This window comes from Liquorilactobacillus mali KCTC 3596 = DSM 20444 (assembly GCF_000260415.1).
Lineage (GTDB): Bacteria > Bacillota > Bacilli > Lactobacillales > Lactobacillaceae > Liquorilactobacillus > Liquorilactobacillus mali.
In genome coordinates, this window is sequence record NZ_BACP01000034.1 from 32,783 (window position 1) to 46,529 (window position 13,747).

General features: G+C 36.4%; 13 protein-coding genes. 7 read left to right on the forward strand and 6 right to left on the reverse strand.

What is annotated here, in order from left to right; genetic code table 11:
- The first annotated feature begins 73 nt into the window (after positions 1 to 73).
- Entirely contained in the window at positions 74 to 760 is a 687-nt protein-coding gene (locus tag GSM_RS06265) for a glycerophosphodiester phosphodiesterase (RefSeq protein ID WP_003691315.1), read from the forward strand.
- A gap of 119 nt (positions 761 to 879) precedes the next feature.
- Here the strand turns inward: GSM_RS06265 and GSM_RS06270 are convergent, their stop codons facing one another.
- Together GSM_RS06270 and yidA are read right to left on the reverse strand one after the other, a co-directional pair.
- Entirely contained in the window at positions 880 to 2,340 is a 1,461-nt protein-coding gene (locus tag GSM_RS06270; RefSeq protein WP_003691314.1) for an MFS transporter, read from the reverse strand.
- Between the two features lie 143 nt (positions 2,341 to 2,483).
- On the reverse strand, positions 2,484 to 3,299 hold the full coding sequence (gene yidA / locus GSM_RS06275; protein ID WP_029327378.1) for a sugar-phosphatase: 816 nt from the start codon (positions 3,297 to 3,299) through the stop codon (positions 2,484 to 2,486).
- A 240-nt stretch (positions 3,300 to 3,539) separates the two neighbouring features.
- Between yidA and GSM_RS06280 the strand changes: the two genes are divergently transcribed.
- From GSM_RS06280 to GSM_RS06295, 4 genes are all read left to right on the forward strand, one after another.
- Positions 3,540 to 3,995, forward strand: a complete 456-nt coding sequence (locus tag GSM_RS06280; protein ID WP_003691310.1) for an Rrf2 family transcriptional regulator — start codon at positions 3,540 to 3,542, stop codon at positions 3,993 to 3,995.
- 319 nt (positions 3,996 to 4,314) lie between these two features.
- Positions 4,315 to 5,322 carry a tryptophan ABC transporter substrate-binding protein gene (gene trpX / locus GSM_RS06285; protein WP_003691308.1) on the forward strand — a complete coding sequence of 336 codons (1,008 nt, stop codon included), beginning with the start codon at positions 4,315 to 4,317 and terminating at the stop codon, positions 5,320 to 5,322.
- The gene (locus GSM_RS06290) at positions 5,319 to 6,221 is read left to right on the forward strand and encodes an ABC transporter permease (protein ID WP_003691307.1); all 903 of its coding nucleotides are present in this window, start codon (positions 5,319 to 5,321) and stop codon (positions 6,219 to 6,221) included. Before trpX ends, GSM_RS06290 begins: the two co-directional genes overlap by 4 nt.
- The gene (locus tag GSM_RS06295; RefSeq protein WP_003691305.1) at positions 6,211 to 6,990 is read left to right on the forward strand and encodes an ABC transporter ATP-binding protein; all 780 of its coding nucleotides are present in this window, start codon (positions 6,211 to 6,213) and stop codon (positions 6,988 to 6,990) included. Before GSM_RS06290 ends, GSM_RS06295 begins: the two co-directional genes overlap by 11 nt.
- 85 nt (positions 6,991 to 7,075) lie before the next feature.
- Here GSM_RS06295 and GSM_RS06300 read toward each other — a convergent pair whose 3' ends face one another.
- The gene (locus tag GSM_RS06300; RefSeq protein WP_003691304.1) at positions 7,076 to 7,273 is read right to left on the reverse strand and encodes a hypothetical protein; all 198 of its coding nucleotides are present in this window, start codon (positions 7,271 to 7,273) and stop codon (positions 7,076 to 7,078) included.
- A gap of 170 nt (positions 7,274 to 7,443) precedes the next feature.
- Between GSM_RS06300 and GSM_RS06305 the strand changes: the two genes are divergently transcribed.
- The gene (locus tag GSM_RS06305) at positions 7,444 to 7,953 is read left to right on the forward strand and encodes a type 1 glutamine amidotransferase domain-containing protein (protein WP_003691302.1); all 510 of its coding nucleotides are present in this window, start codon (positions 7,444 to 7,446) and stop codon (positions 7,951 to 7,953) included.
- Positions 7,954 to 8,034: 81 nt separating this feature from the next.
- Here the strand turns inward: GSM_RS06305 and GSM_RS06310 are convergent, their stop codons facing one another.
- Together GSM_RS06310 and GSM_RS06315 are read right to left on the reverse strand one after the other, a co-directional pair.
- Positions 8,035 to 8,298: a hypothetical protein gene (locus GSM_RS06310; RefSeq protein WP_003691300.1), complete on the reverse strand. Its 264-nt coding sequence runs from the start codon at positions 8,296 to 8,298 to the stop codon at positions 8,035 to 8,037.
- 105 nt (positions 8,299 to 8,403) lie between these two features.
- Positions 8,404 to 9,360 (reverse strand): ketopantoate reductase family protein, encoded by a 957-nt coding sequence (locus GSM_RS06315; RefSeq protein ID WP_003691299.1) that lies wholly within the window; start codon positions 9,358 to 9,360, stop codon positions 8,404 to 8,406.
- Between the two features lie 764 nt (positions 9,361 to 10,124).
- Here GSM_RS06315 and GSM_RS06320 point away from each other — a divergent pair.
- A complete protein-coding gene (locus GSM_RS06320; protein WP_003691298.1) occupies positions 10,125 to 11,069 on the forward strand; it encodes a ketopantoate reductase family protein in 945 nt (314 codons plus the stop codon).
- Between the two features lie 136 nt (positions 11,070 to 11,205).
- On the opposite strand, the gene GSM_RS06325 is transcribed toward GSM_RS06320, so the two are convergent.
- A complete protein-coding gene (locus GSM_RS06325; RefSeq protein WP_003691296.1) occupies positions 11,206 to 13,737 on the reverse strand; it encodes a M1 family metallopeptidase in 2,532 nt (843 codons plus the stop codon).
- Positions 13,738 to 13,747: the final 10 nt, after the last annotated feature.

The window sequence follows — 13,747 nt, forward strand, 5'->3', positions numbered from 1 at the left end:
GGTTACTCCAACGACTTATAATAGAAAATGGATAATGATTTTTTCTAATTGAATTTTAAAAGGATGGTATAGAATGACAGAACAAACATTGATTTTTGGTCATCGTGGTTTTCCTGCAAAATATGCTGAAAATTCACTCGAAGGTTTTCACTATGCAATTGAGCATCACATAGATGGATTGGAATTTGACGTTCATTTGACCAAAGATAACATACCTGTCGTACTTCATGATGAAACTGTTGATAGAACTACTAATGAAAAAGGAGAAATTCGTTCTTTTTCGCTCTCGGAATTGCGAGAACTCAAATTGGAGAATGGTGAATCAATCCCGACTCTAAAAGAAGTACTGGAACTAGTTGGCACTTCACCTGTCCAATTAAATATCGAATTAAAAACTGACAAAATGAACTATCCCGGAATTGAAAAGATTGTTCTTGATATGGTTAAGAGTTATGACCTTGACAAGCCTGTTGTCTACTCATCTTTTAACTTGGATACTTTGAAAAGATGTAAAAAAATTGACGATTCGCAATTATATTGTTGGTTGACCATGCATAAGGTACCTGAAGCAGCGTTGTTTGTTAAAAAATTGGGCTTGTCGGGATTGCATCTTCATCACTACCAAAAAGATGATATTCTCCAAAGGATTTGGACAGTTAATGATTCATTTAAAATAAAAAAACTATTTAGTCAGCAAGTTGCTGGAATTATTACCGACAATTTTGAAAAAGCTTTTAAAATCAGAGAAAAGATGTTGTAAAACCTACACAAAGAGGAGCTGGGTCAAAAGTTAAAGCTTGACCTAGCTCCTCTATTTACTTGGACAAATGTGTTCCATAAGTTAACATTGTCTGTCTAACCGCTAATTTTGCGACTTATCTAATGTTTCTTAGCTCTCATCCAGACACGATATAACGTCAATAACCACGTAAACGAAATAATATACGTTGCGCTTGTGAAGGCAATGTGCATGCCATACACAAAAATACTGCTGTCATGAGCCGGATAACTTGTAATGGTGTACCCTATCTTTTGACTCATAGCAAAATACAAAATTGTGGTCACAAGGCTCGTTCCGGAAATCATCCCCAAATTTCTAGCCAATGCATTCAATGCTCCAGCTACACCAAGTTTGGCTTTGGGTGCATTAGTCATAATCAAAGCATTGTTAGGAGTTTGGAAAAAGGACATTCCTACTCCACCAAGTACCAAGAGACATCCTACAAACAATAAAGAAGACTCGCCATTAACGACCCGCCAGCCGAAAAAGGAGAGTACTAAGACTGTTAATCCGAATAACGTAACATATTCCTGATCAAATTTGTCTGCAATATAACCCGAAATTGGTGTTCCAATTAACATCGTCACCGGCCAGATCATCATATAGATTCCCGCCGTTCCCGAAGAAATGCCTCTTAGATTTTCAAAATAGAATGGTAATAATACATTAATAAAAAAGTTGCTTGTAAATATCAGAAAAGCGGCAACCAGACTAATCGTAAAGAGCGACGATTTGAAAATTGTTAAGTCTAGCAAGGGGTTCTCCGTATGAAGTTCGTGGATAATGAAAAAGATTAATAATATTATCGAAACAACAAACGAACTCAATGGAATAATTTCTACAAATCCTTGCTCTTGTCCAATATTTACACCTAAAAAGAAAATGCTAATTGTCAAAAATAAACTGATGATTCCTAAATAATCAAAAGTCACTTTTGTAGTAGACCTTACTTCCTGTGGTAATACTTTCATTCCAATAATAATCGCTACGATACCAATAGGCACATTTACCCAAAAAATATACGGCCATTTAAAATGTTCCAGTATTAATCCACCAAGTCCTGGTCCAGTAATTGTTCCCAATGACACAAACATTGCATTTAAAGCCATTGCTCTCGCACGCATCTTCATAGGAGCAGCACTCGTGATAATTCCAAAGCTATTACTCATCGTCATTGCGGCTCCCAGTGCTTGAACGACCCTTGCAAAAAGAAGAAACCATAAGCCTAAATTGATTCCAGCAAGTAATGACCCAATTGTAAAGACATAGGTCCCTATCTTAAAAACTTTAATTTTTCCTATTTGATCACCAAGGCCACCAAAAAAGGTTAATATTCCTGAAATAAATATTAAATAAATTGCAACTGTCCAAGTTGCCTTATTCATTGGAATTGCCAGATCTTTAGAAATTACAGGCAGTGCGATGTTAATAATCGATGAATCTAAAGTTGACATAAAAGTAAATATTCCAACTGCGGCAATTATTAGCCAAATATTTTTTTGTGCCCTACTACCCTCATTTCTCATTTTTTGTCCTCCATCTTTCATTTTCCCAATCATTTGAAACCTCATTTTGAAAATGAGTCCCTTTAATGCCAAACAAATAAAAAGAGTTGCTTTGGAATTTCCACAACTCTAATACTAACTAAATTAATTTCCCACAGAAAAGGAAATTAACATTTATCAAAATACTACCAGCATAACTATAAAACGTATTTTTGAATAGCTTTTGCTACCCCATCGTGATCATTATCATCAGTAGTTACACTTGCGGCCTCTTTAACCTGTGGAATAGCATTTTTCATTGCTACACCTAGCCCCGCAAACTTAATCATGCTCAAATCATTTTGTTCGTCGCCAATAGCCATGATTTCATCTGGAGTTATGCCTAAAACTGCCCCTAGCTTAGACAAAGCATTTCCCTTGTTAACTCCCTTTGCATTGGCCTCTAAGTAGAAAGGAGCACTTTTGGTAAAAACAAGCTCGTTTTCCATTTTTGAAAATGGTTCCCAATTGCTTATTGCTTTATCTAAAATGGCCTGTTCGTCAATAAACATTGCCTTGATTAAGTTAATATTACTCATTTCGTCCGGTGTACGATAGGATATTCCCAGTGAAACCAGATTGCTCTCATAAACTGTATAATATCCGATATCCTTATTTGCCGTGTAGATTCTGTCTTCACTGATTGCGTGAAAGTGCAGATTTAACTTTCGTGCCAATTTTTCAAGATCAAGATAATTCTGATAAGTGATTGGCTGCGAGCTGATAATCTTTCCCGCAGTTGTCTGAACCACTGCACCGCCAAAACAGACTACATACTGTTCATCTTGATTATCAAGTTCCAATTCTTTCAACAGTTTTCTAACACCTGAGATAGGTCTGCCCGTACATATTACGACCTTTATATTTCTTTCTTTTGCTTGAGTTATTGTTTCTTTAACTTTCTTAGTTAATTCCTTCTGCGAATTTACTAGCGTACCATCAATGTCAATTGCCACTAATTTAATTGAAATTATAATCTCCTCATTTCTTGACAGCTATGATTATGTTTTCAGAATAGCCTTAAATTAATTTACTGTAAAGCGTTTTCTACCTCAATAAACTTTCTAAACCTAATAACTTAATTCATGTTACTTTTTATATTCTATGTAATTTTAACACAAATCAATCATAGTGTAGTAAACTTGTTTTATTTTTTTTAAGTTTTGTGTTATATTACTTTTAAAGTAACAACAGAGGAAAGGAGATGCACTCTAATGGCTAATAATCGTTTGAGCGACCTAATTCACATTCTAGTATATATCGAGTTGCATGATAATCAAAAACTAACAAGCGAATTGATTGCAAGTAGTCTTAATACTAATCCTAGTCTGACACGCAGAATGATGGGACAACTGAGAAAAGCAAACTTACTTGAAACGACTCAAGGAGCGGCTTGTCCTAAGTTGGCAAAAAATCCAAATAAAATCACTATTTTCGACGTATACATGGCAACTTGTCCTGATTCTCCACTTTTAAAAGTCGATCAAAATACCTCGAAAGAGTGTCAAGTCGGTCACATTATTCCGACTATTTTAAACAAATACTATCTGGAAATTCAAAGTACCGCTGAGGCAAAAATGCGTAGAATAACCATTGCAGATATTGCTGATGATGTTAGGATGGATATTGCACATCATCAAAAAAATAGCGATACTTTTGCAAAAATTTAACAGTTATTCTTGACACTGAGGATAATTAACAATATACTAACATCAATAATTATCGAAAGGACGAGTTTGATTATGAGAAAGTCTAGTCTATTCACAGCGAATATTTCATGGCAAAGCCGGCATAGCGGATTGTAATTCGTAATTACACGGATACAATCTGGCAAACAGTTTGTATCTGTGCCGACTAACTTTCTTGTATTCTAAAAGAAGTCTGCATGGGTCTACACAGCAGGCTTTGGTTCGAGGGCGACCAGGCATGCTGGTTTGCCCTTTTTATTTGCTCTCATTATTTATAATAAAAAATGGGGAGATTTTAATTATGAAAAGACTTTATGGCTTTATTGCAGCACTAGTTATATTTTTAGGGGTAGCGTTTTTTATGACACAAAACAATTCATCAAATACAACAACGGCAAAGAAAAAAATACCTACTGTTGGAATTTTGCAGTTAATGTCTCATCCTGCACTCGATCAGATCCATAAAGGGTTTGTAGCTGGTTTAAAAGAATACGGTTATACGCCTGGTAAAAACATCAAAATTGATTTTCAAAATGCTCAGGGTGATCAGAGTAACTTAAAAACTATGAGTACTAAATTTTCAAATGAAAAAGTATCACTAATGGCGGGAATTGCTACTCCTGCCGCACAAGCTCTAGCCAATGTTGCTGGTAAAAAAACACCTGTTATCCTTGCAGGTATAACCAATCCATCTGGGAGTGGCTTAGTTAAGACAGATAAGCATCCTGGTGCTAACATTACTGGTACCTCAGGTGAATCTCCTCTAGAAAAACAATTGGCATTAATAAAGACAGTCATGCCTAATGCTAAAACAATCGGTATTATCTATACATCTTCTGATCATGGTGGCACCTACAATGCAAAGAAGTTCGCTGCACTTTGCAAAAAAGAAGGAATAAATTACAAACTCTATACTATTTCAGGTACCAATGATATGCAGCAAGTTGCTGAACAAATGGTTTCACAAGTGGATACAGTCTATGCACCTCAAGACAACGAAGTAGCTGCAGCTATGAAAACTTTAGTTGAAGTTGCTAACAAATCCAAGATTCCTGTTTTTGCAGCTGCTGATACAATGGTCAAAGACGGTGGTCTTGCATCATATGCAATCAGTCAATATAAATTAGGGAAAGTTGCTGGTGAAATGGCTGCACAAGTTCTTCGCGGTAGAAAAACTACGGATTTCCCAGTTAAATATATTACTAAGGGTGAATATGTAATCAATACAAAGGAAGCTAAATTATTAGGAATCACATTACCCGATGATATTGTTAAACAGGCACAAAGCAAAGGAGAAGTTTTCAAATGAGTATGATTGTCTCAAGTATTGGTCAAGGCCTCTTATGGGCCATATTAGGAGTTGCTTTATTTTTAACGTTCCGTATCCTGAATTTTCCAGATATGACTGTTGAAGGAACATTTCCGCTGGGCGCTGCCGTAACAACTGCTGTGATTACACGTGGTGTTTCTCCTTTTCTAGCATGCATTCTTGGATTCATCGCCGGAGCAATTGCAGGCTTATTAACTGGTTTGCTGTATACTAAAGGCAAGATTCCTATCTTATTAGCTGGAATTCTCGTAATGACGGCTTGTCTATCCATCAACTTGAGAATCATGGGCGGTTCCAATATTTCTCTCTTAGGAAAACAGACTATTTTCTCGAATCATTTTCTTGAATCACTTCCTAAATATTTTGACAGTGTTTTCGTTGGGTTAGTCACAGTCGCAGTTATTACCATTTTATTAATGCTCTTTCTTCAAACCGAATTGGGGCAGGCGTTCATTGCAACAGGTGACAACCCAATGATGGCTCGTTCATTAGGGATTAACACTGATTCCATGACCATTATGGGACTAATGCTCTCTAATGGCATTATCGGCCTTGGTGGTGCTCTGATCTCACAAAGTAATGGCTATGCAGATATTAACATGGGGATAGGGATCATTGTGATCGCACTTGCATCAATTATTATTGGAGAAGTTGTCTTTGGTGAGTTAACACTTAACCAAAGATTAGTAGCAGTAACCTTAGGAAGTATTATCTATCGTTTTGTTATCTTGATCGTCTTACAACTTGGTTTCAGTACAAACGATCTCAACTTATTGTCGGCAATAATCTTAGCTCTTTGCTTAATGTCACCTGTGTTAGGTAAAAAATTAAGGTTGACTAAAGTGTTGACTCAGGGGGGTATCAAGAATGCAAAATAAACCAATTCTTTCTCTAAAAAATATCGTTACAACTGTAAATGCTGGAACTCCTTCTGAGAATATTATTTTGAATAATCTGAACCTTGATGTCCATCGTGGAGACTTTATCACAGTTTTAGGTTCAAATGGTGCTGGTAAATCCACTCTTTTCAATACAATTGCTGGTAATCTTGCGATAACTAGTGGACAAATTCTACTAAATGAGAAAGATATTGCAAAAGAAACAGTTGAAAAAAGAGCGCGTTACTTAGGCAGAGTTTTCCAAGATCCCAAAATGGGCACAGCTCCTCGAATGACTGTTGCAGAAAATTTGAATTTAGCGCTTCGCCGAGGAAGTTCTCGCAACCTAACACTTCGTCATTTAAATAAGCACAAATCACACTTCAAGGAATTAACTAGCACCATGAGTAATGGATTAAATACTAAATTAGATGTTGCCACCGAAAACCTTTCTGGTGGTCAAAGACAAGCACTTAGTTTTTTGATGGCCATTATTCAAAAACCAAAACTGCTATTACTTGATGAACATACGGCCGCATTAGATCCTAAAACAAGCTTTCAACTAATGGAAGAAACAAATAAAATCATCTCTGAGCAGCACCTAACATGCTTGATGATTACACATCACTTAGACGATGCATTAAAATATGGAAATCGCCTAATTATTTTAGATAAAGGCAAGGTTATTTTTGATGTTGCTGGTCCAGAAAAAGAAAAGCTGACTAAGGAACAGCTGTTGAGCTTCTTTAATGACTTGGTCGAAGTATAATTGACAAATTAATTTTAGAATGTTAAAAAATAAGGACTATGCCCAAAATACACGGTATAGCCCTTATTTTTTCTTGCTTATATTATTAAACCAATTCTTTTTGCTCTACTGTAAATTTGGCCAAGTTTTCGAAATCAACCTTATATCCCAATCCTTTTTCTTCAGATACATTTATAAAAGTTCCATCAAGTTCAACTTCTGGTTTAATAATGTCAGCATTATAGTATCTATGTGAGGCAGCAATGTCATTTGTGGTCAGATACTTTGAAAAATTAGAAATCACAATATAACAAATAACTTTTTCTATCTAATATTTAGATTGTGTTGTTACTATTAAAATATGTCTATACACTTTGATCCCATTGCTCAAGCTGATTAATTGAATATTCTTATTTTTTTTGTTATATTGAAGGTGTAGTAGAATGTTAAGACTAATCTTAGGAGGTAATACAATTGAGTAAAGTTGCAGTTTTAGTTACTAATTTAGTAGAAGAAATTGAATATACATCCCCCGTTGTGGCTTTAAAGGAAGCCGGTCATGAAGTCACTACCATTAGCCTTGATGATACAACTACAATAAAAGGTAAACATGGTAATGAAATAAAAGTTGACACTGGTATTAGTTCTGTAAAGCCTACCGATTTTGATGCGCTTCTTATTCCAGGCGGTTTCTCACCAGACCAGCTTCGTTCTGATGAACGCTTTGTTGAATTTACGAAACATTTTCTGTTGAGTGATTCTCCACTTTTTGCCATTTGTCATGGACCACAGTTATTCATTCAAACTGGCCTAGTTAAGGGGCGTACAATGACATCATATAAATCTGTACAGCCAGACCTTTACTATGCTGGTGCAACAGTTAAGGATGAGCCCGTCGTGATTGATAATAACTTGGTGACAAGTCGTACACCCGATGATATTCCAGCATTTAACAAGGCAATCACTAAAATTCTTACTAAATAAATTAATTTTTCCAATAAAAATAGACGCTCTCACTTTGAGAACGCCTATTTTTATTAAATTAACTTGTCAATTCAAATCAAATCATTTTGTTTTCTCAGTACCAAATACTGGTCGTACTAAAATTCCCAACAATGCTACACCTAATACTGCAACTACTATGCCTGCAAGAACATTTCCAGTTAAGAAAATACCCAATGCAGTTGTTGCAACTAACCCAAAGATAGTTAAAAAGATTCCTAGTTTCTGAATCATATTTAAACGATTAAATTCTCGATAAAAGCCTACTTCTAAGAGTAAAACACCAATAACTGCGATAGTTCCGAATAAAATGTGTCCGAATACCATAATGATTTCCCCCTATTCTTAACTTTCTGAATTTAAAACAATAAGTATAGACCCGAGTATATCAATCATTTTAGTATTTCGTCAAGTAGATTGTGTGAAATATTTTTAGTGATATTTTCTCATTAACTCAGCCAGATGAACTTGTTGTGTGACAAATTCATGAGTACGACACACGTAATCATGTTCACGACCGATTTTTGCGATGTATCCATTAATATAATCAACTTCTGTAGGTCTTCCCTTAGAAAAATCTTGATACATTGAAGGATAATGATACTTAAGTGCATGACTTGTAGTCGTAACTGAGTCAATTTCCTCTTGCCTTGTTTCAATCAAATAAATTCCAGCTCGCTCGCAGGCATCATATGCTTCGTCAAACAATTGACGTGCCATCTGGGGAACACCTTCATACTCAATAAACTGTCCCATTTGGACTTCGAACATCGTACACAAAGTGTTAACAACAGCATTGAAAACCACTTTTGACATACACATTCCAAGATAATCCTCAACGACAATTGGTCCCAAATATGCTCTTTTTAAATCTGTTACAAATTCTTCAGCATCTTCAGGAATACTCTTACTTGCATACATGGCAAGATGCATGACTTCTGCACCCTTTTTCCCCATAAAATCAACATCTGCTGGACCATCTAGTCTCGTTGCAATCATAGCAGTACCACAAATTATCTTCTCAGGAGCAAAGTATTGTGCAATTTTTTCAAAATGTCCCATCCCATTCATTGCGGAAAAAACATATTGATCGTCGTGAAAAAGTCCAGCCTTAGCATCACGTGCAAGCTCTTCTTCCAACTGCATCTGTTTTTTAAAAACTATCCATACATCAGGATGGCCTTGATACTCTTCTGGATAATAAATATTGATTGGAACAACCCTCCGATTTTCATGATCTCTAGCTACAGAAACGCCACCTAATTCGCGAACTTTTTCTACATTTGGTTCCCATGTATCAATGAAATCGACCTCAACACCTGCATTTTCCTGCAACATAACACCATAACGATAACCCATTGCACCCGCACCAATAATTCCATACTTCATAACTTCAACAACTCCTTTCTATTTTTAAAACAAAAAACACCCCTAGATTGATTGCATCATCAACCCAAGGGCGTTCGTAAACGCGGTACCACCTTTTTTGAACTAAAAAAGTTCATCTTAACGGAAATAACAAAATTGTCTTTCCAGCTTTATAATGGAAGTATCCATCTCGCCTCTAAAAGCAAGCTCTCAAATGCGACTCTCGTAAAACAGTTTTGATATGTTTACACCACCACATACTCTCTAAGCAAAACTGAGTCATTAATATCCACATTTGAATAAATTTAGTCTATCAATATTGGTATTAGTCTATGCTTAGAAAGTTAAGATGTCAATCTTTTTTTAATAAAAAACTAATTTTAAATTCATTTTTAATATAATTAACTTTTCTTTCAAAATCTATTGACTACAACAAAAAAGTGTATTAGACTTCAAACATATTAAGAAAAAATGAGATAGCGTGTTGAAGAGAAGCTTTATTAATTAGATGGATTTAGCGAGCCTAATCTTGGTGAAAGTAGGTATCCTAGGTTAATAAAAATCATCTCTGAGCGTAGTGATTGAAACTCGTAATGAAGTAGTAAATCACTTTGGGAGCACCCACTATAGTGCTGACGAATTGATTTTTAGTTCGAATAAAGGCTCACTGTTGTGAGTGAATAAAAGGTGGTACCACGCGAAGGCGTCCTTTAGACATTTGTCTATTGGATGTCTTTTTTTATCTTCAACATCTATCTTATAAAAACATTATAGGAGGAATCTTCATGAAATTTACAGTATTAGGTTCAGGTGCTATGGGTTATCGTTATGGTGTTTTGCTCCAAGAGGCAGGCAACGATGTTGAATTCGTTGATGCTTGGAAACCAAATGTTGAAGCAGTCAGAAAACAAAACGGCGTCTTTGTTTCGCGTGATCATGAAAATAAACAACTTGTTCCCATTAAAATGTTCTATCCAGAGGAATACACAGGCAATCCTGATGTATGGGTAGTTTTTACAAAACAAATGCAACTTGAAAGTCTTCTTCAACAAATGGCGCCTAAGTTCAACGACAATCAGTATGTTTTAACATGTATGAATGGCATGGGCCATGTTGAAAAACTATTGAATTATTTTAAACCTGAAAAATTAATTGCTGGTACGGCCCTTGTTGCCACAGTGCTAAATGGACCTGGGGATGTTGATTTCATTGGTGCTCGTGGAGCCGGAACAATGAATTTAGCAAATTATACTGAAAAACCTGATGAAATGACACATAAAATCGTAACAGAACTTAAAAAAGCACAATTCAACCCGACTCTAACCACTAACTTCTTAGGAACTTTGATGGCAAAAGTGGTCTTCAATTCTGTTGTCAATACATTGTGCACCCTCTTTGAAATAACCATGGGAGAATTTGCAAGCTATCCTGGTGCCGACGAACTGAGTCGTCAATTGATTAATGAAGCATACGATGTCTGCGAACGTGCGAATATTACTATGATCAATTCACGGCAAGAGGAACTAGATAGTGTTAACTACGTATCAAAGGTTGCTAATCCATTACATTATCCTTCAATGTATCAGGACATGTCACACAATCGCCCAACTGAAGTGGATTACATCAATGGCTATCTTGTTGAGTTAGGCAGAAAGTATCGCTATGAAGCTTCTACTCATGCGTTCTTGACACATTTGGTTCATTTAGCAGAACATACAAGACATCATTAAAAAACACATTTATTAATTCACATAATTCAAAACCAAAACAAAAGGACTAGGTCAAAATACAATTGACTCAGTCCTTTTTAATTACGTATCAATGTTGTGACACAAAGTCGAGCTTTTATGACTTCTTCACACGATTTTATAACACTTCTTTAATTGCTTTATTTACACCATTTTGCTGTTCTGCAATTAACTTAACGCGACTCTCTATCACACTCGTATCCATTTTAATCTCGCGTGTCAATCCAGGAACTACCAACTTCGGTTCAAAAAACTCTTTAAATTCAGCCAGTCTTTCTTCTGTACGCAAGACTCGGGCAATTACGGTAATAAAGGTCGTAAATTCCATATCACCGCCAACAGTATCTTCCAACCATTGCCACTCATTTCTGATCCAATCCCAAGCCAGTTGTTCACCCTCAGCATTTGACAATACTCCAGCAAACCATGCGCGCAAATCTTGCGGCTTAATCGTGTCAGCATCCTCAAACTTATCAATAAGTTCATTGAGGATTGCTGGATCTTTAGAACTTGTTAATGCTGCGCAAATATCTGATTTGTAACTCCCATCTGCTGACCGACGATGTTCTTCCAGCAGCTTGTTAAACAATTCATGACTACCAAAATTTTTGACTTCATTTATTAATATTGCTGCACGAACATCAGCTTGTAAACTTGATAATTGATTTTTATTAGCACTAAACAGTTCATGTGCTTGAGCAACAGCCGTTTTATTGTTTCCATAAATTGCTGCACCGACAACATAAGGCCTCGTTAGTTGATCGTCAACTGACTCATTTACCCTTTGAATCCACCCCAAACGATCGACTTGGTGTGCACTTAATTTATTGTACAACGCTTTTAAGTTTTGTTCTTCAACAGTATGAGGTGTCACAAACTTACGCAGGTTTCTTGCTACACTATACAAGGCTGTGTTGACTAATGCATATTTACTATCTGCAAACTTATTAAGTAATGGGACAATTGTTTCATATGAAACCTGATTGCCCTCAGCTAGCAAACGCAAGTCTTGAAGAATTTGTAATTGTGTAATTGAATCATATCCTGTAACGTCCCGCAAAATGTCCTCAAGCAGCGTATCATCGTACTTAACAATAAAGTGCGAACTGTTACCAATATTAATCCGCAAAGGCTCGCCCTTTTTCTCTCGTAAATTCTGATACCCAGCAATCTTAACTTCTTTTTCCGACATAATCGTAGGAATTTCATCATAGTTACTATTCAATGGAATCTGCCATTGACGTCCCTGATCATGACCTTCACCGATAAAGAACTGTTTTTGTGACAAAATGAGATCATCATCTTCAACTTTTGCAGTTACCACAGGATAACCCGGTTGTTCTAACCAAGAGTTGATAATCTTTAAGACATCCATTCCTGATGCTTTGCCTAGTGCCTTCCATAAATCAGCACCCGTCGCATTATCATATTGGTGTTCTTCAAAATAATTCTTCAAGCCAGCTCTCAATGCATCGTCACCAATCAATGCCCTGACCATCACTAACATTCTAGCACCCTTAGCGTAGACAATTGCCCCATCAAATAATGCATCAATCTCTGCAGGATTTTTAACTTGTACATGCACCGATTGAACCCCATCAGTTGCGTCTCTTTGCAATGCAGCAGGTGACTCTGATGCTTGAAAAGTCTCCCAGATGCGCCATTCGGGCTCCAATGCATCAATTGCCACATATTCCATCATGTTGGCAAAGCTTTCATTCAACCACAAATCATCCCACCACTTCATGGTTACCAAATCACCAAACCATTGATGAGCAAGTTCATGAGCAATCACAGTGGCAACAAGCTGTTTCATCTCTAATGAAGTATTATCTGGATCAAGAGTCAAATATGCCTCACGATAGGTTACCAAGCCCCAGTTTTCCATTGCACCTGCCGAAAAATCGGGTAAGGCAAGTTGCCATGAATGTGGCAGTGGGTATGGCGTTTCATAGAAGTCTTCATAAAATTCAATTGAACGTTTGGCAATACTCAAACCAAAATCTAGTTCATTAGCTTTATGCGCTTTTGTTGCGAAGACCCCGATTTTGACTCCACTTTTAGTCTCAGCATATTTGCCTTGTAATTCTCCAAATGCAAATGCCACCAGATATGTTGACATGCGAACAGTCGTATCAAAATAATGTACACCATCTTCAACACGATTTTCAGGCATATTAGCTAGAGTTAATTCGCCTGGTTTTTCATCATATTTCAAAGCTAAGTCAAATGTTGCTTTTGCTTCAGGTTCGTCAACACATGGAAAAGCTTGACGGGCAAAGTTAGTCTCAAACTGTGTCCCAATAATCTGTTTTTTGACGCCGTCAATTTCATAATACGATGGATAAATGCCCATCATTGAATCAGTTAACTTTGTCTCATACTCAACTTTAACTTCAACTTTACCTAATTTGTCCATAGTCAGTCGAAGAGCGTCTTTTGTCGTGTCAATCTCAAACTTACTTTGTTCTCCATTTACTTCAACAAGATCAATTTTCAAATTTTTTTGATGAATTGCAATGTTAGCACTTTTTGCAATCCCTGTTATCCTTGTTGTTCCCTTTATCTTTTTAGTACCTCGATCTATGTCAAGATAGATGTCATAATGCGATGGTTGGAAATCATCGTAAAATCGTGCTATTTCAGTCATATTTTCTCCC

Coding starts and splice junctions, on each gene's coding strand:
- GSM_RS06295 (WP_003691305.1), top strand. CDS start 6,211: ATGCAAAATAAACCAATTCTTTCTCTAAAAAATATCGTTACAACTGTA.
- GSM_RS06270 (WP_003691314.1), bottom strand. CDS start 2,340: ATGATTGGGAAAATGAAAGATGGAGGACAAAAAATGAGAAATGAGGGT.
- trpX (WP_003691308.1), top strand. CDS start 4,315: ATGAAAAGACTTTATGGCTTTATTGCAGCACTAGTTATATTTTTAGGG.
- GSM_RS06310 (WP_003691300.1), bottom strand. CDS start 8,298: ATGGTATTCGGACACATTTTATTCGGAACTATCGCAGTTATTGGTGTT.
- GSM_RS06315 (WP_003691299.1), bottom strand. CDS start 9,360: ATGAAGTATGGAATTATTGGTGCGGGTGCAATGGGTTATCGTTATGGT.
- GSM_RS06325 (WP_003691296.1), bottom strand. CDS start 13,737: ATGACTGAAATAGCACGATTTTACGATGATTTCCAACCATCGCATTAT.
- GSM_RS06280 (WP_003691310.1), top strand. CDS start 3,540: ATGGCTAATAATCGTTTGAGCGACCTAATTCACATTCTAGTATATATC.
- GSM_RS06290 (WP_003691307.1), top strand. CDS start 5,319: ATGAGTATGATTGTCTCAAGTATTGGTCAAGGCCTCTTATGGGCCATA.
- GSM_RS06320 (WP_003691298.1), top strand. CDS start 10,125: ATGAAATTTACAGTATTAGGTTCAGGTGCTATGGGTTATCGTTATGGT.
- GSM_RS06265 (WP_003691315.1), top strand. CDS start 74: ATGACAGAACAAACATTGATTTTTGGTCATCGTGGTTTTCCTGCAAAA.